This window comes from Nocardia sp. NRRL S-836 (assembly GCF_001279525.1).
In the GTDB taxonomy this organism is placed as follows: Bacteria; Actinomycetota; Actinomycetes; order Mycobacteriales; family Pseudonocardiaceae; genus Lentzea.
On the sequence record NZ_LGDY01000069.1, the window covers coordinates 51,965 to 76,348 of the forward strand.

16 protein-coding genes and 1 pseudogene are annotated in these 24,384 nt (G+C 72.2%); 14 read left to right on the forward strand and 3 right to left on the reverse strand.

From position 1 onward, the window contains the following. Positions 1 to 59: 59 nt before the first annotated feature. Genes ADL03_RS08090 through ADL03_RS08115 form a run of 6 tightly spaced genes read left to right on the forward strand, consistent with a single transcriptional unit; the run spans position 60 to position 8,153 of the window. Positions 60 to 1,604: an NAD(P)-binding domain-containing protein gene (locus tag ADL03_RS08090; protein WP_053732736.1), complete on the forward strand. Its 1,545-nt coding sequence runs from the start codon at positions 60 to 62 to the stop codon at positions 1,602 to 1,604. Next, the gene (locus tag ADL03_RS08095; protein ID WP_197288197.1) at positions 1,591 to 2,985 is read left to right on the forward strand and encodes a class I adenylate-forming enzyme family protein; all 1,395 of its coding nucleotides are present in this window, start codon (positions 1,591 to 1,593) and stop codon (positions 2,983 to 2,985) included. The genes ADL03_RS08090 and ADL03_RS08095 overlap by 14 nt, the downstream gene beginning before the upstream one ends. Positions 2,986 to 2,996: 11 nt before the next feature. Beyond that, complete coding sequence (locus tag ADL03_RS08100) at positions 2,997 to 4,553, forward strand: NAD(P)-binding domain-containing protein (protein WP_082372988.1); 1,557 nt, start codon at positions 2,997 to 2,999, stop codon at positions 4,551 to 4,553. Beyond that, positions 4,550 to 5,545: an alpha-hydroxy acid oxidase gene (locus tag ADL03_RS08105; RefSeq protein ID WP_053732737.1), complete on the forward strand. Its 996-nt coding sequence runs from the start codon at positions 4,550 to 4,552 to the stop codon at positions 5,543 to 5,545. The genes ADL03_RS08100 and ADL03_RS08105 overlap by 4 nt, the downstream gene beginning before the upstream one ends. Then, on the forward strand, positions 5,539 to 6,867 hold the full coding sequence (locus ADL03_RS08110; RefSeq protein ID WP_053732738.1) for a cytochrome P450: 1,329 nt from the start codon (positions 5,539 to 5,541) through the stop codon (positions 6,865 to 6,867). Before ADL03_RS08105 ends, ADL03_RS08110 begins: the two co-directional genes overlap by 7 nt. After that, positions 6,864 to 8,153: a cation:proton antiporter gene (locus ADL03_RS08115; protein ID WP_053732739.1), complete on the forward strand. Its 1,290-nt coding sequence runs from the start codon at positions 6,864 to 6,866 to the stop codon at positions 8,151 to 8,153. Before ADL03_RS08110 ends, ADL03_RS08115 begins: the two co-directional genes overlap by 4 nt. Positions 8,154 to 8,193: 40 nt before the next feature. Here the strand turns inward: ADL03_RS08115 and ADL03_RS50730 are convergent. From ADL03_RS50730 to ADL03_RS08130, 3 genes and pseudogenes are all read right to left on the reverse strand, one after another. Then, a pseudogene (locus ADL03_RS50730) lies at positions 8,194 to 9,228 on the reverse strand (glycosyltransferase); the annotation flags it as partial. Positions 9,229 to 9,254: 26 nt separating this feature from the next. Next, positions 9,255 to 11,747, reverse strand: coding sequence for an FtsX-like permease family protein (locus tag ADL03_RS08125; protein WP_082372975.1), 2,493 nt, complete (start codon positions 11,745 to 11,747; stop codon positions 9,255 to 9,257). 3 nt (positions 11,748 to 11,750) lie between these two features. Continuing rightward, complete coding sequence (locus ADL03_RS08130; RefSeq protein WP_053732741.1) at positions 11,751 to 12,482, reverse strand: ABC transporter ATP-binding protein; 732 nt, start codon at positions 12,480 to 12,482, stop codon at positions 11,751 to 11,753. A gap of 236 nt (positions 12,483 to 12,718) precedes the next feature. Between ADL03_RS08130 and ADL03_RS08135 the strand changes: the two genes are divergently transcribed. From ADL03_RS08135 to ADL03_RS08170, 8 genes are read left to right on the forward strand one after another with little or no spacing between them, the layout of a single operon-like run. After that, entirely contained in the window at positions 12,719 to 14,110 is a 1,392-nt protein-coding gene (locus ADL03_RS08135) for a serine hydrolase (protein WP_053732742.1), read from the forward strand. Then, a complete protein-coding gene (locus ADL03_RS08140; protein WP_053732743.1) occupies positions 14,107 to 14,988 on the forward strand; it encodes a serine hydrolase in 882 nt (293 codons plus the stop codon). The genes ADL03_RS08135 and ADL03_RS08140 overlap by 4 nt, the downstream gene beginning before the upstream one ends. Next, positions 14,985 to 16,532, forward strand: coding sequence for an ABC transporter substrate-binding protein (locus ADL03_RS08145; protein WP_053732744.1), 1,548 nt, complete (start codon positions 14,985 to 14,987; stop codon positions 16,530 to 16,532). The genes ADL03_RS08140 and ADL03_RS08145 overlap by 4 nt, the downstream gene beginning before the upstream one ends. After that, a complete protein-coding gene (locus tag ADL03_RS08150; protein ID WP_053732745.1) occupies positions 16,529 to 17,503 on the forward strand; it encodes an ABC transporter permease in 975 nt (324 codons plus the stop codon). Before ADL03_RS08145 ends, ADL03_RS08150 begins: the two co-directional genes overlap by 4 nt. After that, positions 17,503 to 19,380 carry a dipeptide/oligopeptide/nickel ABC transporter permease/ATP-binding protein gene (locus ADL03_RS08155; protein WP_053732746.1) on the forward strand — a complete coding sequence of 626 codons (1,878 nt, stop codon included), beginning with the start codon at positions 17,503 to 17,505 and terminating at the stop codon, positions 19,378 to 19,380. Before ADL03_RS08150 ends, ADL03_RS08155 begins: the two co-directional genes overlap by 1 nt. Next, positions 19,377 to 20,132, forward strand: a complete 756-nt coding sequence (locus ADL03_RS08160) for an ABC transporter ATP-binding protein (RefSeq protein ID WP_053732747.1) — start codon at positions 19,377 to 19,379, stop codon at positions 20,130 to 20,132. The genes ADL03_RS08155 and ADL03_RS08160 overlap by 4 nt, the downstream gene beginning before the upstream one ends. Further along, a complete protein-coding gene (locus ADL03_RS08165) occupies positions 20,129 to 21,154 on the forward strand; it encodes a dipeptidase (protein WP_053732748.1) in 1,026 nt (341 codons plus the stop codon). Before ADL03_RS08160 ends, ADL03_RS08165 begins: the two co-directional genes overlap by 4 nt. Before the next feature lie 16 nt (positions 21,155 to 21,170). Next, entirely contained in the window at positions 21,171 to 24,383 is a 3,213-nt protein-coding gene (locus tag ADL03_RS08170; RefSeq protein ID WP_231641647.1) for a serine hydrolase, read from the forward strand. Position 24,384 lies beyond the last annotated feature (1 nt).

A 24,384-nucleotide genomic window follows, 5' to 3' on the forward strand; every position in this document is an offset into this window, starting at 1 on the left:
GGAAAGGTAGGCAGTCGATCTCAGAGAGTTCTGAGATCACGTGGGTAGCTTCCTCGGCCATGGCGTACGACTACCTGATCATCGGCGCGGGACCGGCCGGTTTGCAGCTCGCGGCACTGCTGGAGCGGGACGGTCGTGACTACGCCGTCCTCGAACGCGGCAGCGGGGCCGGCACGTTCTTCACCCGCTACCCGCGGCACCGCAAGCTCATCTCCATCAACAAGGTCCACTCCGGGTACACCGACCCGGAGCAGCGGATGCGGATGGACTGGAACTCGCTGCTGCTCGACGAGCCGGACCTGCTGTTCACCCGCTACAGCCCCCGGTACTTCCCGTCGGCCGACGACCTGGTCCGCTACCTCGGTGACGTCGCCGCCGGTCTGCGGGTGCACTACGACGTCGAGGTCACCGAGATCGCCAAGGACGACACCGGGTTCACCGTCACCGACCACGGTGGACAGACCTGGCGGGCCGCGAACCTCGTCGTGGCCACCGGTGTCTCGCAGCTGCACGTGCCGGACATCCCCGGCATCGAGCACGTCGAACGCTACGACACCTTCGACACCGATCCCGAGTGGTTCACCGGCCAGCGGGTGCTCGTGATCGGCAAGGGCAACTCCGGTTTCGAGACCGCGGACGCGCTGGTCGAGCACGCGGCGGTCATCCACGTCGCCGGCCCGCACTCGGTGAAGCTGGCCTGGCAGACGCACTACGTCGGACACCTGCGCGCGGTGAACAACAACTTCCTCGACACCTACCAGCTCAAGTCCGAGAACGCGGTCATCGACGGCACGATCGAGCAGATCGAACGCCGGCCGGAAGGCGGTTTCCGGATCCGGTTCCGGTACGCGCGCACCACGGAGAGGCTGCGTGAGCTGGAGTACGACCGGATCATCGCGTGCACCGGGTTCCGGTTCGACAGCAGCATCTTCGCCGGCAGCGCCCGCCCGCGGCTCGTCATCGACGACCGGTTCCCCGACCTCACCCCGGCGTTCGAGTCGACGAACGTCCCCGGCCTCTACTTCGCCGGCACGATCACGCAGTCGCGTGACTTCAAGAAGTCCACCAGCGGGTTCATCCACGGCTTCCGCTACGGGGCCCGCGCGCTGCACCGGATCCTCGCGACCCGCAACCACGGCGCCCCGTGGCCGGGACAGCAGCTCGACCTGTCGCCGGAGTCGATCAGCGAGGCGCTCATCGCGCGGCTGAACCGCTCGTCGTGCCTGTGGCAGCAGTTCGCGGTCATCGGCGACGTCGTCACGGTGGACGGCGGCACCGCGCGGTACGAGGAGGAGGTGCCGGTCGCGTACGTCCACGACGGCGGCCTGGGCAAGGCCGAGCACCGGTTCATCGCGACCCTGGAGTACGGGCCGAACCACGACACCGTCGACCCGTTCGACATCGACGTCCCCCGCGTCGCCGAGAACGACGCCGTGCACGCCGCCGACGCCGGCTACCTGCACCCGGTCGTCCGCCACTACCGCGACGGCGAGCTGGCCGCGACCCACCACCTGGCGGAGAACCTGGAGAACCACTGGGACCTGCCGACCGTGCACCAGCAGCCGCTGGCCGTGTTCGTGAAGGAATGCCTTGCCGGCGCGTGAGACCGAGCCGTTCCCGCGCGCGGTGCTCGACGTGCTCGCCGCCGCAGCGGACCGGCCGGTCTTCGAGCACGGCACCCGCGTGGTGACCGGGGCGGAGCTGCTCGACCTCGTCGCGCGCATCGCGAACGGCTTGCGCGCCAAGGGACTCGGGCCCGGTGACGGGCTCGCTCTGTTGCTGGGCGTGACCCCGGAGGCCTTCGCGACGATCCTCGCGGGGCACGCGGTGGGCGCGCGCGTCGTGGGCGTTCGGCCGGGACTCACGGACGCCCAGGTGCGCCACCTGCTCGGCCTCGACATCAAGACCGTCCTGACCGACGACGACGTGGAACCGCTGTGCCGCAACAGCAGCGCCGAGCTGACCTGCTCCGGGCGGCCGGGCGACGTCGCCCGGCTGATCCACACCAGCGGCAGCACCGGCGCACCCAAGGCCTGCGCGCAGACCTACGCCGCCATGACCAGGGCGTGGACCGCGCGGCCGCAGGCGTGGCCGCCGGCGATCCGCGACCTGGCCACCCGCCTCGACCGGTACCTCGTGTTCGGGTCGCTGTCGAGCCAGGTCATGTTCGAGTACGCGGTCCTCACGCTCACCGCGGGCAGCACGGTCGTCGTCGCCGACACCCCCGCGCTACCCGAGTCGATCACCCGCCACCGCGCCACGGCCCGCGTCATCACCGTGCCCGGACTGGCGAAACTCGTGAAGCACCAGCGCGAACACCCCGCCGACCTGTCGACGTTGCGCGCGCTGCTGGTCTCCGGCTCGCCGCTCACGGCCGAACGCCACCGCGAGGCGCTCGCCACGCTCGGCCCGGTGCTGTTCCACGGCTACGGCCAGACCGAGACCGGGATGATCTCGATGGCCACGCCGTCCGACCCGCCCGGCACGGTCGGCCGCCCACCGGTCGACGTGGAGGTCCGCGACGGCGAGCTGTTCGTCCGCACGCCCGGCCAGGCCACCGCGTACTGGGGGGACCCGGCCGAGTCGGCCGAGGTGTTCGTGGACGGCTGGGTCCGCACCCGCGACCTCGGCCACCTCGACGCCGACGGCCACCTGCGCCTCACCGGCCGGGTGCGGGACGTGGTGATCGTCAACGCCACCCTGCACCACGTCGGCCCGATCGAGCAGGTCCTCGCCGAGCACCCGGACGTCGCCGAGGCCTACGTCGTCGCCGCGCCGAGCGACGACACCGGCGAGGCCGTGCACGCGTTCGTCGTCCCCAGGGCCGATCGCGTGCCGGCGCTCGCCGAGCTGCAACAGCTGGTGACCGCACGGCTGGGCGCGGCCTGCGCACCGGTCAGGGTCACCGCCATCGCCGAACCACCCGTGGCGCCCAGCGGCAAACCCGACAAGCGCCGGCTCGCCACACCGCTCACCACCGCGTGAAGGAGAACGCCTTGTCCAGCGAGGTTTCCACCGAGTATCTCGTCATCGGCGCCGGTCCGGCCGGTCTGCAGGCCTCGTACCTGCTCAAGCAGGCAGGGCGCGACCACCTGGTGCTGGAGGCCGGTGCCGCGGCGGGCACGTTCTTCACCCGCTTCCCGCGCCACCGCATGCTGATCTCCATCAACAAGGTGCACACCGGCTGGGACGACCCGGAGCTGAACCTGCGCACCGACTGGAACTCGCTGCTCAGCGACGACCCCGAGCTGCTGTTCACCGCCTACACCCCGCGCTACTTCCCCGGCGCCGACGACATGGTCCGCTACCTGGGCGACTTCGCGGTCAAGAACGACCTGCCGATCCGCTACGACACCACTGTCGTCTCGGTGACCCGGCCGGACGACTTCGTGCTGCGCGACCAGCACGGCACCGGCTACCGCGCGAAACGCCTCATCGTCGCCACCGGCGTCTCCCAGCCGTACATCCCCGACATCGACGGCGTCGAGCACGCCGAGCCGTACTGCGACGTGTCGGTCGACCCGGCCGACTTCACCGGGCAGCGGGTGCTGATCATCGGGCGCGGGAACTCGGCGTTCGAGACCGCGGACAACCTGGTCGAGACCGCGGCGGTCATCCACGTCGCCGGCCCCGGCTCGCTGAAGCTGGCCTGGCAGACGCACTTCGTCGGCCACCTGCGCGCGGTGAACAACAACTTCCTCGACACCTACCAGCTCAAGTCGCAGAACGCGGTGCTGGACGGGCACATCGCGGGCATCCGGCGCGAAGGCGACGACTTCTACGTCAAGGTCAGCTTCCAGCGGGTGAACGAGGTGGTCAAGGAGATCCGCTACGACCGGGTCGTCCTCGCGACCGGCTTCCGGTTCGACGCCTCGATCTTCGCACCGGAGTGCCGGCCGCAGCTCACGATCAAGGACCGCTTCCCCGACCAGACCGCGGCGTGGGAGTCGGTGAACGTGCCCGACCTGTTCTTCGCCGGCACGATCACCCAGGCCAGGGACTTCAAGAAGTCCACCAGCGGGTTCATCCACGGCTTCCGCTACGGCGTGCGCGCGCTGCACCGGATCACCGAGCACCGCTACCACGGCGTGGACTGGCCCAGCCGCGAGCTCACGCCGGACGGCGTCACCGAGGCGATCATCGAGCGGGTCAACCGCACCTCCGCGCTGTGGCAGCTGTTCACGTTCATGGCGGACGCGGTGCTGTTCGGTTCCGACGGCACGGTCCGCTACGCCGAGGAGGTGCCGGTCGACCACCTGCACGAGGCGGTGGCGCGCGGCGACTTCGGTGACGTGGCGTCGTACCTGACGGTGACGCTGGAGTACGGCGCCGACCACGACAAGATCAACCCGTTCGACATCACCGCCGGCCGGACGCCGCAGGACGACACCAGCGGGCTCGACGGCCGTTACCTGCACCCGGTCGTGCGCCGGTTCCGCGCCGGTGAGCTGCTCGGCGAGCACCACCTCACCGAGAACCTCGAGAACGAGTGGGACAGCGACGAGGTGCACCGGGCGCCGCTGACGAGGTTCCTCGGAGCGTCCGCCAAGTGAACCCCCTGCTCGCGGACCTGCACGACAAGGCACGCGCGGTGCTCGACCCCATCCACTACGACTTCTTCGCGGGCGGGGTCGGGAACGAGGTCGTGCTCGCGGACAACGAGGCCGCGTTCGCCCGGCTCGCCCTGCTGCCCAGGGTGCTGCGCGGCACCCTGGGCAGTACCACGTTCCCGGTGCTGGTCGCGCCGACCGCGTTCCACCGGCTGGCCCACCCCGACGGTGAGCTGGCCACGGCACGGGCCGCCGAGGGATCGGTCCTGGTGTCCAGCATGGCCTCGACTGTGCCGATCGCCGAGGTGGTGGCGGCCGCGACCGGGCCGGTGTGGTTCCAGCTGTACCTGCAACCCGACCCCGCCGTCACCGGTGAGCTGGTGCGGCGGGCCGAACGGGCCGGCTGCGCCGCGCTCGTGGTGACGGTCGACTCGCCGGTGTTCGGCCGGCACCGCAGGGACCTCCAGCACGGCTTCCACGACCTCCCGGCCGGGCTGGCGGCGGAGAACATGCGCGACCTGGCCGGTGTCACCGGCGTGCGGGACATCGAGATGGCGGCCTTCACGTGGGAGGACGTCGACCGGTTGCGCGCGTCGACGTCACTTCCGGTGTGGCTCAAGGGGATCCTCCACCCGGCGGACGCGGCGCTCGCGGTCGCGCACGGCGTGGCGGGGATCTTCGTGTCCAACCACGGCGGCCGTCAGCTCGACCTCGTCCCCGCGGCGGTGGACGCGTTGCCCGCCGTGGTCGACGCGGTCGCCGGTCAGCTCCCGGTGGTGCTCGACGGCGGTGTCCGCGGCGGCGGTGACATCGCCGTGGCGCTGGCCCTGGGCGCCTCGGCGGTCGGCATCGGCCGGCCGGTGCTGTGGGGGCTGGCGGCGGACGGCGAGGCGGGGGTGCGCCGGGTGCTCGGCGTGCTGCGCGACGAGTTCGAGCACGTTCTCGCGCTGTGCGGCGGAGAGCTGACCAGGGACATGGTGGTGGCCCGGTGCTGAGCTGGTTGCCCGCGCGGGTGGTCGCCTTGCGGGTCAAGGTGTTCGAGAAGGTCAACGGCGACAACGCGATCACGTTCCCGAACGAGCAGGTCGGGCCGGACCGGTTCCAGGAGCTCTACAGCCACCCCGCCGCGAACGGCCGCAGCCGGGGCGCCGGGCTGTCAGACCTGTTCTGGTACTGGCTCTCCCCCGGCCCCGAGGTGCACCAGGAACACCTGGAGGACGGGCCGCGCTACGACGACGTGGCCCGCACGACCCGTGCGTTCCTGGCCGGGCCGGGCAGTGAGCTGGCGGAGGCGGCGACCCGGTGCACCGCCAAGGTCCTCGACGAGGTGCTGACCGGGCCGGTCACGCACGTGCGGCTGCGCGAGCTGATGATGCCGGTGTGGGCGGAGTACTTCTACGAGCTGGTGTTCGGCGAGCCCTGTCCACGCGCGGCCCGTGACCTGATCGTCGGGCACGCCGACGATGTGGTGTCCTCGTTGAAGTGCACGGGTCTGCGCCACCCCGCCCGGCGCGCCCGCCTGACCCGCTACCTGGCCGGGCGGCTCGCGGACGTCCGGCACCCGTTGCCCGCCACGCTGTCGCCGACCGAGCAGGTGCACTACCTGCAGGGCACCTACTTCAACACCGCCGTCGTGCAGATGTCGGAGGCGATGGCCCACCTGCTGCTGGCGCTGGCGCAACACCCGTCCGTCGCGGCCCGGCTGGCGGAGCACCCCGCCGACGACCGGTACTTCGCGCACGTGCTGGACGAGACGTTCCGGCTGTACCCGCTGTTCGGCATCGCGCACCGCATCACGACCGCCGACATCACGCTCGACGAGCGGACGACGTTCCCGGCGGGTTCGGTGCTGTGCTTCAACTACCCGGCCTACCACGCCACCGGTTACGCGGACCCCGAGGTGTTCGACCCGGGCCGCTGGGAACGCACGGCGGCCCGCGGCGCCCACCACATCCCGTTCGGTGTCGCCGCGAACCGGCCGTGCCCGGCGTGGCGGCTCTCGCCCATCGCGATGCGGGCCGCGACCCGCGAGGTGCTGCGCCGGGTGCGGCCGCACTCCTCGGTCACGCACACCAGGTCGTTGCCCAGCCGCGGACCGTGCCTGCTGGTGGGCGACGGCTCGACCCCACGCCTGCGGCTCGCGTGGCTGCGCGTGCGGGACCGCTGGGAGGACGTCTGGCGCAGCGTCGTCCAGCTCGTGCTCGGCACCGCGATGGTGCTGCACGCCCACCGGCTGCGGCCGGCCGGGCGGTACTTCGAGACGCACGAACCGCAGGGTTGCCCGGTCCGGCACCAACCTCCAGGAGATCCCCGGTGAACCAGATCCACTTCGCGTTGCAGGTCTTCGCCGCGCTCGCCGTCGTGCTGGCCGCGACCACGGTGTGCGGGCGGCTCGCCATGCTGGTCAAGCAGCCCAGGGTCGTCGGCGAGATGGTCGCGGGGGTGCTGCTGGGACCGGCGCTGCTCGGTGCCGTCGCCCCCGGCGTGCAGGCCCAGCTCTTCCCCGCCGACGTCAAGGGCACGCTCTACGTGCTGAGCACGATCGGGCTGACGTTCTACATGTTCCTCGTCGGGTCCTCTTTGGACCACAAGCTCACCACGGGACCCAACGCGCGCAGGGCTTCCGTGCTCGCGGTGTCCGGCATCGTGCCCACGTTCCTGCTCGGCGCGGGTGCGGCGATGGTCTTCTTCGACTCGCTGGCACCGCAGGGGTCGAGCCTGTGGGTGTTCATGCTGTTCGTCGGCGGCGCGCTGTCCATCACCGCGTTCCCCATGCTGGCCAGGATCCTGCAGGAACGCGGGATCGCGAACACCCCCATCGGCGGCCTGACGCTGGTGGCCGCGGCGATCGACGACGCGGTGGCGTGGGCGTTCCTCGCGCTGATCATCGCGGTCGGCGCGTCCGGCAGCCCTGGCGGTGCGCTGCGCACGATCCTCGGCGCGGCGGTGTTCGCGGTGCTGATGCTCACGATCGGCCGCAGGTTGCTCGCGAAGCTGGGTGAGCGGGCCGAACGCGAGGGCAAGCTCAGCCGCGACGCGATGGCGGTGATCCTGCTGGTCGTGCTGGTGGCCGGCTGGTTCACCGACTGGATCGGCGTGTTCTCGGTGTTCGGCGGGTTCATCACCGGACTGGCGATGCCGAAGACGGCGGTGCTGCGGCACGAGCTCGAAACGAAGCTCACCGACCTCAACTCGATCCTGCTGCTGCCGGTGTTCTTCGCGTTCAGCGGCCTCAACACCCAGGTCTCCGGGTTCGGCTCGGGTGGCCGGCTGTGGTGGCAGCTCGCCGTGGTCATGCTGGTCGCGTTCGCCGGCAAGTACCTGGGCTGCGGGCTGGTGGTGCGCGCCCAGGGCTTCTCGTGGCGCTACGCCTCCGCCGTCGGCGGGCTGATGAACGCGCGCGGGCTGATGATCCTGATCTTCATCAACATCGGGCTCGCGTACGACCTCGTGACACCGGAGATGTTCGCGATCCTGGTGGCGGTCGCCATCGTGACGACCGCCGCGGCGATGCCGATCTACCGCGCCTCGCTGCCCGCCGGCATGGACCTGCAGCCCGAGGTGAAGCCTGCGGCCAAGACACCAGCGCGGCCAGCTGCCTGACGACCGCGGCGGGCTCGGGCAGCTGCGCGATCTCCCCCGCCACCTTCTCGGCGACCTCCCGCGCGGCGGGGTCGTGCAGGAGGTGGCGGGCCCGCTCGGTGACCGCGGCGGCGGTGATCTCCGGTCCGACGAGCTTGGCGCCCGCCCCTGCCCCGGCCAGCGCGTCGGCGTTGACGAACTGGTCGGCGCCCTGCGGCAGCACCAGCTGCGGCAGGTCCGCCGCCAGCGTCCCGAGCACGGTGCCGGTGCCCCCGTGGTGCACGACCAGTGCGGCCCGCCGCAGCACCCGCGCCTGCGGCACGAACCCGGCCACGTGCACCGGGTCCGGCACCTCGCCCAGCAGCGCCGGGTCACCGGGACCGACGGCGACCAGGACGGTGACCGGCAGCCTGGCCAGCCCGTCGACCGCCGCCCCGAGCACCTCGGTGTTGCCGAACGCCACCGTGCCGAGAGTGAGGTGCACCAGCGGTTTCGCCGCGTCGACCGCCGGCATCGGCACGTCCGGGTCGAACGCGGTGGGCCGCTGCCGCAACACCGTCGGCAGCGCCGCCACGACCGGGTCCCGCACGGCGTCCGGCCAGAGGTCGACCGCCGTGTCGCCCAGCACCGGGTCGGCCGGCGCCGTGCCGTCCCACAGCCACGCCATCGCGTCCGCGGCGGCCGCCTGGACCTCCGGCGGCATCGACCGGCCGATCACGTGCGACACGGCCGGGATCCCGGCCTCCCGCGCGACCTTCGCGGCACCGACGTCGCTCTGCTCGTACACCACCAGGTCGGGCTTGACCTGCCGCATCACGGGCGTGAGGTCCGCGACCGTCGCCCGCGGCAGCACGTCGGCGAACATCGTGATCATCAGCGTGACGACGTCCGCGTTCCCGAGCCGCCGGCGGGCCTCGGTCTCCGCCTCCGCGACCGAGATCCCGGCCGGGTGGGCGGTGAAACCGAGGCCCCGCACCGTTCCCACGAACGACGGGCCGGTCGCGAACACGACCTCGTGACCGGCCGCACGCGCCGCCCTGGCGAGCGGGACCAGCGGGAACAGGTGCCCGTAGGCCGGGCGGCACGAGAAGAGCATGCGCACCCGGCCGAGCCTACCGATCGTCACTCCCGCATGCCGATGGTGTCGATCGGCTTGCTGCGCAACGACAACCGGGTCGCCACCGCGATGGAGACGGTGCCCAGCAAGGCGGCACCGGCGAGCACGGCCGGGAACACCCAGACCGGTCCGGAGGGCAGCGGGGTGCCGGTGAGACCGATGGCCAGCAGGCCCAGCGGCACCGCGGACACCAGCGTCCCGAGCACGACGGCGATCCCGACGGTGAGCAGCGCCTCCGCCCGCATCATCCGCACGACCTGGCGCCGGCCGGTGCCGACCAGGCGCAGCAACGCGAACTCGCGGCGGCGTTGCGCCGTGGACATCACCAGCGTGTTCGACACCGAGATCGCGACGTAGCCGAGGATCACGCCGACGGCGACCAGGTTCAGCAGGAACTGGGTGCGCTGGTCGCTGCGGTCCGGCCCGCCGAGCGCCGCGGTGACGCCCAGGCCCGGATAGCGGCCGATCAGCTCGTTCAGCCGGGCCGGGTCGGTGGTCCGCACCAGCACCGCGCTGTCCATGCCGGCGTTGGTGTGGGCACGGGCGTCGGCGGCGGACATCACGTGGTCGCCGAACGCGAGGTCGTGCTTGAACGTCGCCACGACCTTCAGCCGGGCCGGTTGCCCGTCGGCGAACCAGAACTCGGCGGTGTCGCCGATCTTCTTGTCGTTCCAGTACGCGTAGGTGTCGCTCAGCGCCACGGTGCCCGTGGTGAGGTCCTTGACGCTGCCGCCGGTGATCCCGAGGTCGACCGCGGCGTCGCCGTCGATGCCGTGGGCCGGGCCGCGGTTGACCTCCACGCTCTCGCCGCTCCTGCTGGCGGTGATCACCTCGGTGCGCACCAGGGGCGTCACGCCGGTCACGCCCGGCAGCGTCCGGACGGCACCGGTGAGCTCGGCCGGCACCCCTGCGGCACCGGTGACGACCTGGTCGGCGGTGATCGAGCGCGCCGATTCCTGGTTCACGGCGGCGGTGAACGTCGTCTGGCTGTAGAAGTTCACGACGGCGAACCCGATGGCGAGCATCAACGGCGTCACCGCGGCGGCCACGCGCCGGGAGTTCTTCACCGCGTTGGCGGCGGCCAGGTGCCCGCTCACCCGCGAGACCCGGCCGAGCACGGGTGCGGCCACCGCGATCATGCGGCCCACCACCTTCGGACCGACCAGCGCCAACCCGATGATGATCACCAGTGCGGCCATCACCGACATCGCCGCGCCGAGCTGGCCACGCAGGAACAGCGGCAGCGCGGTCGCGCCCACGCCGAGGGCCAGGGTGGCCCAGCCGATCGCCAAGCGGATCCGCCCGGCTTCGCGCTTCTGCAGGGAGGCCTCGCCCAGCGCCTCGACCGGGTTGATCGAGGACGGCCGCCGCGACGCGCTCCACGCGGCGACACGGGCGGCGCCGAGACCGATCAGCAGCGCGGCGGCCAGCGGCAGCGGGCTGATCGTCAGCTCGAAGTCCGCGGGGACCACGCCGATGTCGGCGAACGCGCCGCGCAGACCCTTGCTGACCAGGATGCCCAGCAGGCTGCCGAGCACGCCGGCGACCGCGGCGACCACGAGGGTCTCGATGCCGATCAGCTTGCGGACCTGGCGCGGGGTCGCACCGACGGCCCGCAGCAGGGCGAACTCGCGGCGGCGTTGCTCCACGGCCAGCGCGAGCGTGCTGGCGACGACGAAGATGGCCACCAGGACCGCGTAGCCGCCGAAGGAGCCCGCGATCAGGGCCAGGATCGACTTGGTCTGGCTGACGTCGTCGAACTCGGCGGCGCTGCGGTCGGCACCGGTCGACACCGTGACGTGGTCGGCGGCCAGCGCGTCCTCGACCCGGTCGGCGAGACCGGCGGACCCGTCACCACCGATTACGCCGACGGCGCTCACCTTGCCGGGCCGCGCGGCCAGCTCGTCGGCCTTGGCGTCGCTGAAGAACACCGACGCCTGCCGCGACCCGACGCCCTGCGCGACCCCGACGACCCGGTAGGTCACGGGCGTGGACCGGGTCGCGATCCGCACCCTGTCCCCCGCCCGCGCGGCCAGTCCCGCGTCGAGCACGACCTCGTCGGCCGCCGCCGGAGCACGGCCCTGCGTCAACGTGAACGGCGCGAGCACCGCGGAGCTCCAGTTGTGGCCGAAGGACGGCTTGTCCGCGAGCACCTGGCCGTCGGCACCGACGACCGTGGCCGGGAACGTCTGCTCCGGCACGGCGGCCCGCACCCCCGGCACCGCCTTGATCTTCGAGACCAGCTCCGCCTGGACCGGCGGCTGCTCGCTGGCGTGCTCGAACGACAGGATGTCCCCTCCCGGCGGACGGACGGTGCGGTCACCGCTGACCACGACGTCGGCCGCCGCGTACCGCTGGGTCGGCACGCCACCGCGCAACCCGGACTCCATCAGGATGCCGCACGCCGCGACCAGCGCCGTGCCGCACAGGACGGCGATGAAGGCACCGACGAACCCGCTCGTGCGGGCCTTGACGGTCTGCCAGGCCAGGATCAGCACGGCTCACCACTCCCCGAGGTGCGTCATGCGCTCGGCGACCTTCTCCGGCGTCGGCGCGACCAGCTCGCCGGCCAGCCGTCCGTCGGCCAGGAACAGCACGCTGTGCGCGGCCGAGGCCGCGACCGGGTCGTGCGTCACCATCAGCACCGTCTGCCCCATCACGTCCACAATGGACCGCAGCAGGGTCAGCACCTGGTGCGCCGTGCGGGAGTCCAGCGCGCCGGTCGGCTCGTCGGCCAGCACGACCTCCGGCCGGGCGATCAACGCGCGGGCGATCGCGACCCGTTGCTGCTGGCCGCCCGACAGCTCGGCCGGGTGGCGGCCGAGCCGGTCACCGAGCCCCACCCGCTCGACGACCTCGCGCAGCCACTGGCGGTCGGTCGTGCGACCGGCCAGGCGCAGCGGCAGGGTGATGTTCTGCTCGACCGTCAGCGACGGCAGCAGGTTGTAGGCCTGGAAGATGAACCCGATCCGGTCGCGGCGCACCTTCGTGAGCGCGGCCTCCTTGAGCCCGCCCAGGTCGGTCTCGCCCAGCAGCACCCGTCCCGAGGTCGGCTTGTCCATGCCCGACGCGCAGTGCAGGAACGTGCTCTTGCCCGAGCCCGACGGCCCCATCACGGCGGTGAAGGTGCCGCGCCGGATGGCGACGGTCACCTCGTCCAGCGCGGTGACCGCACCACCCCCGGTGCCGTACACCTTGCGCACCGCCTGCAGCGACAGCGCGTCTGCCCTCATCACGTTCTCCTCGGTAGGTCCAAGCTCACTGAGGAGAAACCTAGGTTCGGCACCCCACCCGAAACGATCACGCAGACTGCCCGGCCCGGGGTAGAGCCTGCTCCACCCCGGACGCGGTTCGTCGGCGCGGACGAATCGGCACCGTCAGATTCGTCGGCGCGGACGAGGTGGCCACGGGGGCGCCGACCTTAGCGTTGCCCGTGACCGGAGTCACGTCGACGGGATGGGGCGCGCGCATGTCCAGGCTGAACGAGATCAACGACTGGTTGCGGCAGAACCTGCCCGAGTTGGTCGAACGGCACGGCGTGCCGGGTGCGGCCGCCGCCGTCGTCGCCGGCGACGAGCTGGCCGAGGCCGCCGCCGGGGTGCTCAACCGGAACACCGGTGTGGAGGCCACCACCGACTCGGTGTTCCAGATCGGCTCCATCACCAAGGTCTGGACGACGACGCTCGCCATGCAGCTCGTCGACGAGGGCCTCGTCGACCTCGACGCACCGGTGCGCACCTACCTGCCGGAGTTCCGCATCGCCGACGAGGAGGCGGCGCAGCGGATCACCGTGCGACAGCTGATGAACCACACGTCGGGCTTCGAGGGCGACCTGTTCACCGACACCGGCCGCGGCGACGACTGCGTGGAGAAGTACGTCGCCACGCTGCACGACACGCCCCAGCTCTTCGCGCCGGGCGAGATGTTCAGCTACAACAACGCCGCCTACACCGTGCTCGGCCGGGTCGTGGAGGCGGTGCGCGGCAAGGCCTACGACGACTGCCTGCGCGAGCACCTGTTCGCACCGCTGGGCCTGACCCACGCTGCGGCCGACGCCTACGAGGCGATCATGTTCCGGGCCGCTGCCGGGCACCTCACGCACGACCCCGAGCAGGGCCCGCAGCTGGCACCGGTGTGGTCGCTCGTGCGCTCCAACGCCCCGGCCGGCTCGATGCTCGCGCTCAGTCCGCGCGACCTGCTCACGTTCGCGCGGATGCACATGAACGGCGGCGTCGCGGCGGACGGCACCAGGGTGCTCTCGCCGGAGAGCGTCGAGGCCATGCGGCAGGTGCAGGTCGAAGTGCCGAAGCTCGCGCTGATGGGCGACACCTGGGGCCTGGGCTGGGAACTGTTCCACTACCCGCAGGCGACGGTCATCGGCCACGACGGCGGCACGATCGGGCAGAGCGCCTTCCTGCGCCTGGTGCCGGAGCACGGCGTCGCCGTCGCGCTGCTGACCAACGGCGGCAACGCGCTGGAGCTGTACCGGGAGGTCGTCGGCCACGTGCTGCGCGAGCTCACCGGCGTCGAGCTGGCCGCCATGCCCGAGCCCGCGCAGACTCGCGAGCGGCTCGACGGCACGCGGTACGTCGGCACCTACACCTCCTCGGTCGGCGATCGCGTCGTGACGCAGGACGACGACGGCCGGATCTGGATGGAGGTGGTGCCCAAGGGCATCATGGCCGAGATCAGCCCGGAACGGGCCGGCCGCACCGAGCTGTTCCCGTGGGACGGCGACACCCTGGTCGCCGCGGAGCCGGCGCTCGGCGTCTACCTCCCGCACGCGTTCGTCGGCGACGACGGCGAGGGCCGGGCGCTGTTCCTGCACACCGGCCGCGCCGACCGGCGGGTGGCCCCGTGACCGGCGCGATCAGGGAGGCGTTCGCCGCGGCGGGCGCGGAGGGGTTCGTCCACGCCCGCGAGATCGGTGTGGCGAACGGGCCCGAGGTGGCCGTGGGCGCGGACGACCAGGTCGTGCTCGCGTCGGTGTTCAAGATCCCGGTGGCCGTCGCCTACGCCGCCGAGGTCGCCGCCGGACGGCTCGACGAGACCGAGCGCACCAGGGTCACGTCCCGGTACCGCATCGGCGGCATCGGCACCGCCGGGTGCGCCGACGACGTCGAGATGAGCTGGCGCGACCTCGCGCTGTTCATGATGACGATGAGCGACAACGCCGCCACCGACGTGATCTTCCACCGCGTCGGCCAGGCCGCCGTCGACGCCGTGCTCGCGCACCTGGGCCTGCACCGCACCCGGATCATGGGCTGCTGCGAGGACCTGTTCGCCTCGATGACCGCCGACCTCGCCACGAGCGCGCAGGACGCCGAGGCCGTGCTCGAAGCACCCAGCTGGGACGTGGTCCAGAAGCTGTCCATAGTGGACCCGGAGCGCACCACCTCCTCCACACCGCGGGAGATCACCACGCTGCTCGACGCCATCTGGACCGACCGCGCCGCCGCACCGCAGGCGTGCGCACAGGTCAGGGCGATCATGGCCCAGCAGGTGTGGCCGCACCGGCTGAGCTCCGGCTTCCCCGCCGACGTCCAGGTCGCCGCCAAGACCGGCACGCTGCCCAGCGTGCGCAACGAGGCCGGTGTCGTCACCTACCCCGACGGCCGCGCCTACGCCGTCGCCGTGTTCACCCGCGCGGACTCCGTCGTCCCGCGCCAGCCCGCAGTCGACGCGGTGATCGGCCGCGCCGGACGTCTCGCCGTCGACCACCTCCGGAGCACCTCATGAAGCGCACGGTCGCCCTACTCGCCGCGAGCACACTGGTCGTGGCCGGCTGCGGATCAGGCAGCACCGGCTCCGGTGGCCTGGCCGAGGGCAGGACGTTCACGCTGTCCGTCGGCGCCGACCCCGGTTCCCTCGACCCGGCGCTCACGGTGCTGTCCTCCGCACGCCAGGTCGGCCGGTTCCTCTACGGCCGCCTCGTCGGACGCACCTCGTCGGGCGAGATCGTCTCCGCCCTGGCCGAGAAGTGGGACGCCGACGTCACCAAGGCGACGTTCACGCTGCGGTCCGGAGTCACGTGCGCCGACGGCACGCCGCTCACCGCCGCGGACGTCGCCGCGAACATCAACTTCGTCGGCGACCCGCAGAACAAGTCGCCGCTGGCGGGCCTGCAGGTCGCGCCCGGCACCACGGCCACCGCCGACGAGGCCACCCGCACGATCACCGTCACCAGCGGCGCGCCGGACGCGTTCCTGCTGACCAACGTCGGCACGCTGCCGATCGTCTGCGCGAAGGGCATGGCCGACCGGTCGTTGCTCGCGAAGGGCGAGCAGGGCACCGGGATGTTCACGATCTCCGAGATCGTGCCGAACGACCACTACACCCTCACGCGCCGCAAGGACTTCGCGTGGGGACCCGGTGACTGGAAGAAGGACCAGCAGGGCCTGCCGGACAAGGTCGTCCTGCGGGTGATCCCGAACGAGACCACGGCGGTCAACCTGTTGCTGTCCGGTCAGCTGACCGCCGCCATGGTCGCCGGCCCCGACCAGGAACGCCTGCTGGCGCAGAAGGTCGACCACGTCGACTACGCGACCCCATTGGGAATGCTCGGCTTCAACCACGCCGATGGCCTGCCCGGCAAGGACCCCGCGGTGCGCAAGGCGCTCCTGCAGGCGCTCGACCTCGCGCAGGTCGGCAAGGTGCTCACCAGCGGCAAGGGCCGCCCGTCGCAGAGCTTCGTGACGGTCGAGCCCCGGCCGTGCACCGGGGACAACGTGACCGCGAACCTCCCCAAGCACGACAAGGCCGCCGCCGAGAACGCGCTGAAGGCCGCCGGCTGGTCGAAGGACACCAGGCCGCTGACGATCCGGCTGATGCAGCCGACCGTCCTCGGGCCGACGCTGACCGCGACCGCCGAGCTGATCCAGAAGGCCTGGCAGGAGATCGGCGTGCAGGTGACCATCCAGCCGGTCGACGCGGCCGGGCTCAACCAGACGTTGTTCGGCACCGGCGCGTGGGACGTGTCGATGGCGCCGGTGACGCTCGGCCTGCCCAGCCAGCTGGTGCCGTTCGCGTCCGGTCCGGTGCCGCCGCAGGGCGTGAACTTCAACCACATCACCAACCCCGAGTTCGAGGAGCAGACGAAGATCGCGGCCACGAAGGCGGGCAGCGCGGGCTGCGAGAACTGGAACAGGGCCGAGGCCGCACTGGTCAAGAACGCCGACCTGCTGCCGTACTTCGACGCCGTGGTGCCGACGTTCGTCAAGGGCGCGCGGTTCACCCTGGACGAGAGCATCGACCCGACCTCGATCCGGATGCTCGCCTCGTGACCACGGCCACGACGGCGTCGAGCGGCACCTCCTGGCTACCGTTCGCGCGGCGGCGCGCGCTGCGGTTCGCGACCTCGCTGTGGGCCCTGGTGACGGCCGCGTTCCTGATGATCCACCTGATCCCCGGCGACCCGGTGCGCGAGGCGCTCGGCATGACCGCGCTGCCCGAGGTCGTGGCGGCGCGGCGGGAGGCGCTGGGACTCGACGACCCGCTGCCCGTGCAGTACTGGAACTACCTGCGCGACCTGGTCAGCGGCGACTTCGGCACGTCGCTGGTCAGCGGCACGCCGGTCGCGGACCTGATCGGCGACCGGCTGCCCGCGACCGTGCAGCTCGCGCTGCTGGCGTTCCTGGTCGTCGTCGTGGTGGCGGTGCCGGTGGGCGTCGTGATGGCGGTGCTCACCAAGGGCGGCCGCCGCCGCGGTGGCGAGCTCGGGTTCACGTCGGCGAGCGTGGTGATCGCGGCGATTCCCGAGTTCCTGCTCGCGGTCGCTCTGGTCAGCCTGTTCGCGGTGACGCTGGGCTGGTTCCCGGTGGCGGGCAACGACGCGGCGGGCTCGTGGGTGCTGCCGGTGCTCGCGCTGGCGCTCGGCCCGGCGGCGGTGCTGGCGCGGATGGTGCGCGTCGAGCTGCTTTCCGTGCTGGGCAACGACTTCGTGCGCACCGCACGTGCGAAGCGGTTGCCCGCGCGGCTGGTCTACCTGCGGCATGCGCTGCCCAACGCGCTGACCGCGACGCTCACGCTCGGCGCGATGATCCTCGCCGCGCTGGTGGCCGGGACCGTGCTGGTGGAGAACGTGTTCGCCTGGCCGGGCCTGGGTTCCACGATCGTCGGGTCGATCCAGCAGAAGGACTACCCGGCCGTGCAGGGCATCGTGCTCGTCTACGGCACCGGTGTGCTGCTGGTGAACCTGGCCGTGGACGTGGTGCTCGCCCTGCTCGACCCCCGTTCGACGATCCGGGAGGCGTAATGCGCCGTTGGCTCGCAGTCGCCCGCACACCGGTCGGTGCCACGTCCGCCGTGCTGCTGGTCCTGCTCGCGGGACTGGCCCTGTTCGCCCCGGTGCTGTGGGGTGAGCAGGCGGGCGCGATCGACACCGACGCGTTGCAGCAGGGCTCCTCGGCCGCGCACCCGCTCGGCACCGACGCGCTGGGGCGCGACATCCTCTACCGGGTGCTGGTCGCGACCCGGCTCACGGTGGGGCTCGCGCTGCTCGCGACCGTGGTCGGCGTGGGGTCGGGCGTGGTGCTCGGTGCCCTGCCCGCGGTGCTGCCCCGGTGGGCCGGCCGGCTGGTGACCTCGGCGGTGAACATCGCCGTGGCGTTCCCCGGTCTGCTGCTGGCGTTGTTCTTCGCGGTCATCTTCGGCACCGGGACCACGGGCGCGGTGCTCGCGATCGCGTTCGCCATCGCGCCGTCGTTCGCCCGGCTCACCCAGACGCTGGCCGCGTCGGTGAGCGGCCGGTCCTACATCGCGGCGGCACGGGTGGCCGGTGTCGGCCGGTTCCGGATCCTGTTGCGGCACGTGCTGCCGAACATCGCGGAACCGCTGGTGATCAACGCGACGCTGGCGGCGGGGTCGGCGCTGACCGCGTTCGCCGGGCTGTCGTTCCTGGGCATCGGCGTGCAGGCGCCGTCCTACGACTGGGGCCGGCTGCTCGGCGAGGGGCTCAACCGGATCTACATCTCCCCCGCGCCCGCGCTGGGTCCCGCCGTCGCCGTGGTCGTCGCCGGGCTGGCGTTCAACCTCTTCGGCGAGGCGGCCGCGGCGGTGCTGGGCCACCGGCAGCCCGCGGTGCGCCGCGGGAAGCTCACGGTTCCGTCCACTGTGGACGACGTGGCCGACGAGGGCGTGCTGACCGTGCGGAACTTGCGGGTGTCGTTCCCCGGCCCGAACGGCTGGGTCACGCCGGTGCGCGGGGTGTCGTTCGCCGTGCGCGACGGCGAGATGGTCGGCGTGGTCGGCGAGTCGGGGTCGGGCAAGAGCCTCACCGCGTTGGCGGTGTCCCGGCTGGTCGAGCGGCCCGGTGTCGTGACGGCGGACCGCCTGGAGTTCCTGGGCAAGCCGGTGGAGAGCACGCCGGACCGCGAGCTCGGCACGTCGCTCGCGATGGTGTTCCAGGACCCGATGACCTCGTTCAACCCGACCCGGCGCATCGGCGGCCAGCTCGCCGAGGTGTCCGAGCAGCACCAGGGCCTCTCGCGCAAGGCGGCGTGGCAGCGGGCGGTCGAGCGGCTGGAGTCCGTGCGGGTGCCCGGGCAGCGCGCCCGGCAGTACCCGCACGAGTTCTCCGGCGGCATGCGGCAACGGGCGATGATCGCGATGGGCCTGATGGGCGACCCGCGGCTGGTGATCGCCGACGAGCCCACGACCGCGCTGGACGTGACGGTGCAGCGGGAGGTGCTGCGGCTGCTGGCCCGCATCCGGGCCGAGCGGTCGACGGCGGTGCTGCTGATCAGCCACGACATCACCGTCGTCGCGCAGACCTGCGACCGGGTGCTCGTGATGTACGCGGGCCGGATCGTCGAGGAGCTGCCGACCGCGGAGCTGTTCACCGCGGCCCGCCACCCGTACACGACGGCGTTGCTGGCGGCGGTGCCGAGCATGGACACCGACCGCGACCGGCCGCTCGCGGTCATCCCCGGCCGGCCACCGGAACCGGGCGAGGTCACGGCGGGGTGCCCGTTCGCACCGCGGTGCGCGCTCGCCGTCGACCGGTGCCGGACCGAGGAACCCGTGCTGGCCGGAATCGATCCCGGCCACCGGGTGGCGTGCTGGCGGGTGGAACCGGAGCTGGTGGCCACGGGCGGCGAGCCGGACAGCGCGAACCAGGGAGGCACGGCGTGAGCGAGCTGAGGTTCGAGGGCGTCACCGTCCACTACGGACACCAGCGCACCGGCCTGCGGGCCGTCGACGACATCAGCCTGACCGTGCCGGCGGGCCAGGTCGTCGGCCTGGTCGGCGAGTCCGGTTCCGGCAAGTCCACGCTGGCCGCCACCGCCGTGGGCCTCGTCGCCCCCAGCGCGGGCCGGGTGCTGCTCGACGGCGTGGACGTCCGGCGGCTGCGCGGCCGTGAACGCGGCCTGCAGATGGTGTTCCAGGACCCGTACTCGTCGCTGGACCCGCGGATGAGCATCGGCGAGTCGATCGCCGAGGCCATGCCGAAGGGCACCGACCGGCGGGCCGAGGTCGCCCGGCTGCTGGAGCTGGTCCACCTCGACCCCGGCCGTGCCACCGCGCTGCCGGCCAGGCTCTCGGGCGGGCAACGCCAGCGGGTCGCGCTCGCCAGGGCGCTCGCCGGCCAGCCGGAGGTGATCATCGCCGACGAGATCACCTCCGCGCTCGACGTGTCGGTGCAGGGCGCGGTGCTGAACCTGGTGCGCGAGCTGCAGGACCGGCTCGGGCTCTCGATGTTGTTCATCTCGCACAACCTCGCCGTCGTGCGCTACGTGAGCGACCGCATCGCGGTGATGCGCCACGGCGTGCTCGTGGAGGAAGGAACGGCTGACCAGGTGCTGGCACAACCGCGGCACGAGTACACCCGTGAGCTGCTGGCGGCCGCGCCGTCACGGCACACCAGCCTGCTGGAGGCGCTGTGAGGGACCTGCACGACCGCAGTGTCGTCGCCGACACGCACAACGACCTGCTCGACGCGATCGTCCACCGGCCGGTCGAGGCCTGGGTGCCGCACTTCCGCGAGCGCTGGCTGCCGCAGCTGCGGGCCGGCGGGGTGAACCTCCAGGTGCTGCCGGTGTTCATCGACGACGCGTACCGGCCGGAGGGCGCGCTGCGGCAGACGTTGCGGATGATCGAGGCCGCGCACCGCATCGCCGAGGTCGACGAGGTGCGGCTGTGCCACGACGGCACGGCCATCGACGCCGCGCTGGCCGACGACCGGATCGCACTCGTGCTCGCACTCGAAAGCGCGCCGGGCGTCGGTGAGGACGTCGAGCTGCTGGAGACGTTGTTCCGCCTCGGCGTGCGCGTCGCATCGCTCGCGCACTTCGGGCGCACTGCGCTGGCCGACGGCAGCGGCGAGGACGCCTCCGGCAGCAGGCTGACCAGGGCGGGCGTCGCGGCCGTGGCCGAGATGGAACGGCTCGGGATGATGTTCGACGTCAGCCACCTGGGCGTGGCCGGTGTCGAGCACGTGCTGGAGCTCGCGACCCGGCCGGTGATCGCGACGCACTCGTCGGCACGGGCGTTGCGCGACCACCACCGCAACCTCACCGACGAGCAGCTGAGGGGCATCGCGGCGAACGGCGGCGTGGTGTGCGTGAACTTCTTCGCGCCGTTCCTGCACGAGAGCGACTTCCGCATCGAGCGGCTGGTCGACCACATCGAGCACATCGCGGGCGTGATGGGCATCCGGCACGTCGGGCTGGGACCGGACTTCGTGAAGGAGGTCCTGGCCGACGTCACTCCCCCGTGCTGCGAGACGCAGTTCATCGAGGGCGTGCCCACCGACCGGTTCCTGCCGGGTCTCGAAGGACCGGCCGGGCTGCCGCTGGTGACCGAGGCGCTGCTGGAACGCGGCTGGCCCGATGACGACATCGCGCTGGTGCTCGGCGCGAACGTGCTCGACCTGTTCCGCGCCGAGCTCGGCAAGCCGAAACACTGACGAGGGGATCTGCACCGTGACCACCATCGAGGACCTGTACGGCTTCGCGCTGCCCGAGCAGCCCGCGATCTCCCCCGACGGCAGCGAGATCGTGTACGTCCTGCGCACCACCGACCGGGAGAAGGACCGCGACGTGCAGTCGCTGTGGCGGGTGAGTGGCGGCAACGCCGAGCAGCTCACCAGGGGCGAGACCGACGTGGCACCGGCGTGGTCGCCCGACGGCGCCCGCATCGCGTTCCTGCGCGCCCAGGACGGGCCCGCGCAGCTCTGGCTGCTGCCCGCGAACGGCGGCGAACCGGAGCAGCTGACGTCGTTGCCGCTCGGCGCGGGCGCGCCGGTGTGGAGCCCGGACGGCACCGCGGTCGCCTTCAGCGCACCGGTCGACGAGGGCGACGCCAAGGCGCCGGTCGTGGCGGACCGGCTCGACTACAAGGCCGACGGCTCCGGGTTCCTGCGCACGATCCGCAGCCACCTGCACGTGCTCGACCTCGACGGCCGTGAGGTCAGGCAGCTCACCGGCGGCGACTGGCACGCCGGTCCGCCGGCCTGGTCGCCGGACGGCACGCAGCTGGCCTTCGCGGCGGCCACCGACTCCGACGCCGACCTGACGTTCCGCGCGCCCGTGCACGTCGTGAGCGCCGCCGGCGGTGAGCCGAAGCTCGTCGGGCTCGCGTCCGGCCAGGCGGCGACGATCACGTGGACCGAGGACGGCACCGCGTTGCTCGTCACCGGCCGCACCACCACCGACACCGGTCACCTGGGTCTGCTGCGGGTGCCGCTCGACGGCGGCGAGGTGCGCAACCTGGCCGAAGCGCTGGACCGCAACGTCATGCCGGGCATGGCCGGCTATCCGGGTGGCCTGCCCGCCCTCAGCCCGCAGGGCGTGGTCTTCTGCGCCCGCGACCGCGGCTGCACCCAGCTGTACGTGGTGGACGACGAGCCGCGGCTGCTCGTCGGCGGTGACTCGCAGGTCGTGTCGGGGCTGTCGGTCAGCGGCGGCACGGCGGCGGTCGTGCTGGGCACCGCCACCTCGTACGGCGAGATCGCCACCGTCGACCTGGCCTCCGGCGAGGTGACCGTCCACACCGGACACAACCCCGACACCGAGCGGTTCGTGCCGCAGGAGCGCGAGTTCACCGTCTCCGACGGCACGGTCGTGCACGGCTGGCTCGTCCGCGACCCGGAGCGCACCGGCCCGTTGCCGCTGCTGCTCGACATCCACGGCGGCCCGCACAACGCGTGGAACGGCTCCGCCGACCCCGTGCACCTCTACCACCAGGTGCTGGCACGGCGCGGCTGGGCGGTGCTGCTGCTCAACCCGCGCGGCAGCGACGGCTACGGCGAGGCGTTCTACCAGGCCGCGCTCGGTGCGTGGGGCAAGGCCGACGCACGCGACTTCCTGGAGCCGATCGACCAGCTGGTCGCCGAGGGCACCGCCGACCCCGACCGGCTCGCCGTCACCGGCTACAGCTACGGCGGCTTCATGACCTGCTACCTCACCAGCCGCGACCGCCGGTTCGCCGCCGCCGTCGCGGGTGGCGTGGTCAGCGACCTGACGAGCATGGCGGGCACGTCCGACGCCGGTCACGCGCTCACCGCGCTGGAGCTGGGCGGTGCGGGTGAGCACCTGGCCGAGCTGTCGCCGCTGACGCTCGTCGACGACGTGCGCACACCGACGTTGATCTACCAGGGCGCGAACGACGACCGGTGCCCGGTCGGCCAGGCCGAGCAGTGGTTCACCGCGTTGCGCCAGAACGACGTCCCGGCCCGGCTGGTGCTCTACCCCGGCGCCTCGCACCTGTTCATCCTCAACGGCACGCCGTCGCACCGCGAGGACTTCAACCGGCGCGTGGTCGACTGGGTGCGCGAGCACACCGGCGAGGGGCGCGCGCTGGACGCGAAGCACTGGCAGCGCAGGCTTTCCGTGCTCGCGAAGAAGCACGGCGTGCCCGGCGCGGTGCTCGGGATCCTGCGCGGCGACGACGTCGCCGAGGCCTGCCACGGCGTGCTGAGCACGGCGACCGGCGTGGAGGTCACGCAGGACTCGGTGTTCCAGATCGGCTCGATCGGCAAGGTGTGGACCTCGACCGTCGTCATGCGCCTGGTGGACGAGGGCCTGCTCGACCTCGACGCGCCGATCGCGGACGTGCTGCCGGAGCTGCGCCTGTCCGACCCGGTCGTGGCGCAGAAGGTCACGATGCGGCACCTGCTGACGCACACCAGCGGCATCGACGGTGACGTGTTCACCGACACCGGCCGCGGTGACGACTGCCTGGAGCGCTACACCGAGCAGCTCGTGGACGCCGGTCAGAACCACCCCCTCGGTGCCACGTTCTCCTACTGCAACAGCGGTTTCGTGCTCGCCGGACGGGTGATCGAGAAGCTCACCGGCCAGACCTGGGACGCGGCGATGCGAGAGAAGCTCTTCAGCCCGCTCGGCCTGGAGCGCACCGGCACGCTGCCGGAGGAGGCGCTGCTGCACCGCGCCGCCATCGGCCACGTCGAGAAGGACGGGAAGCAGGTGCCCGCACCGGTGTGGGCGCTGCCGCGCTCCGTCGGACCGGCCGGGACGATCTTCTCCACGACCGCGGACGTGCTCCGGTTCGCGAAGATGCACCTCGACGGCGGCGGGTCCGTGCTGACGGAGGCCACCGCGGCGGCGATGACCGAGAAGCAGACCGACGTGCCCGACCCGAACGCGCTGGGCGACTCGTGGGGCCTGGGCTGGATCCGGTTCGGCTGGGACGGCCACCGGCTGATCGGCCACGACGGCAACACCATCGGCCAGTCGGCGTTCCTGCGCCTGCTCCCCGAACAGGGTCTCGCCGTCACGCTGCTCACCAACGGCGGCCACGCCCGTGAGCTGTACCTGGAGCTGTACCGGGAGATCTTCGCCGAGCTGGCCGCCGTCGCGATGCCGCGCCCGCTGGAGCCGGGTGACCCCGTCGAGGTCGACACCGCTCGGTACGTCGGCCGCTACGAGCGCGCCTCCTCCCGCCTGGACGTGAGCACCGGTGAACGCGGCCTGCGGCTGAAGATGGCGGTCACCGGGTCGCTGGCCGGGCTCGTGCCCGACCCGCCGGAGGTCGACCTGGTGCCGGTCACCGACGAGCTGTTCGTGTTCCGGGACTCCGAGCAGGAGAGCTGGACCTCGTTGGTGTTCTACCGGCTGCCCACCGGCGAGGAATACCTCCACATGGGTGTCCGCGCCACGCCTAAGGTGTCTTGAC

Excerpts from the sequence above, each read along its gene's own strand:
- ADL03_RS08090 (WP_053732736.1), top strand. The coding sequence starts at position 60 with ATGGCGTACGACTACCTGATCATCGGCGCGGGACCGGCCGGTTTGCAG.
- ADL03_RS08130 (WP_053732741.1), bottom strand. The coding sequence starts at position 12,482 with ATGAGGGCAGACGCGCTGTCGCTGCAGGCGGTGCGCAAGGTGTACGGC.
- ADL03_RS08135 (WP_053732742.1), top strand. The coding sequence starts at position 12,719 with ATGTCCAGGCTGAACGAGATCAACGACTGGTTGCGGCAGAACCTGCCC.
- ADL03_RS08145 (WP_053732744.1), top strand. The coding sequence starts at position 14,985 with ATGAAGCGCACGGTCGCCCTACTCGCCGCGAGCACACTGGTCGTGGCC.
- ADL03_RS08155 (WP_053732746.1), top strand. The coding sequence starts at position 17,503 with ATGCGCCGTTGGCTCGCAGTCGCCCGCACACCGGTCGGTGCCACGTCC.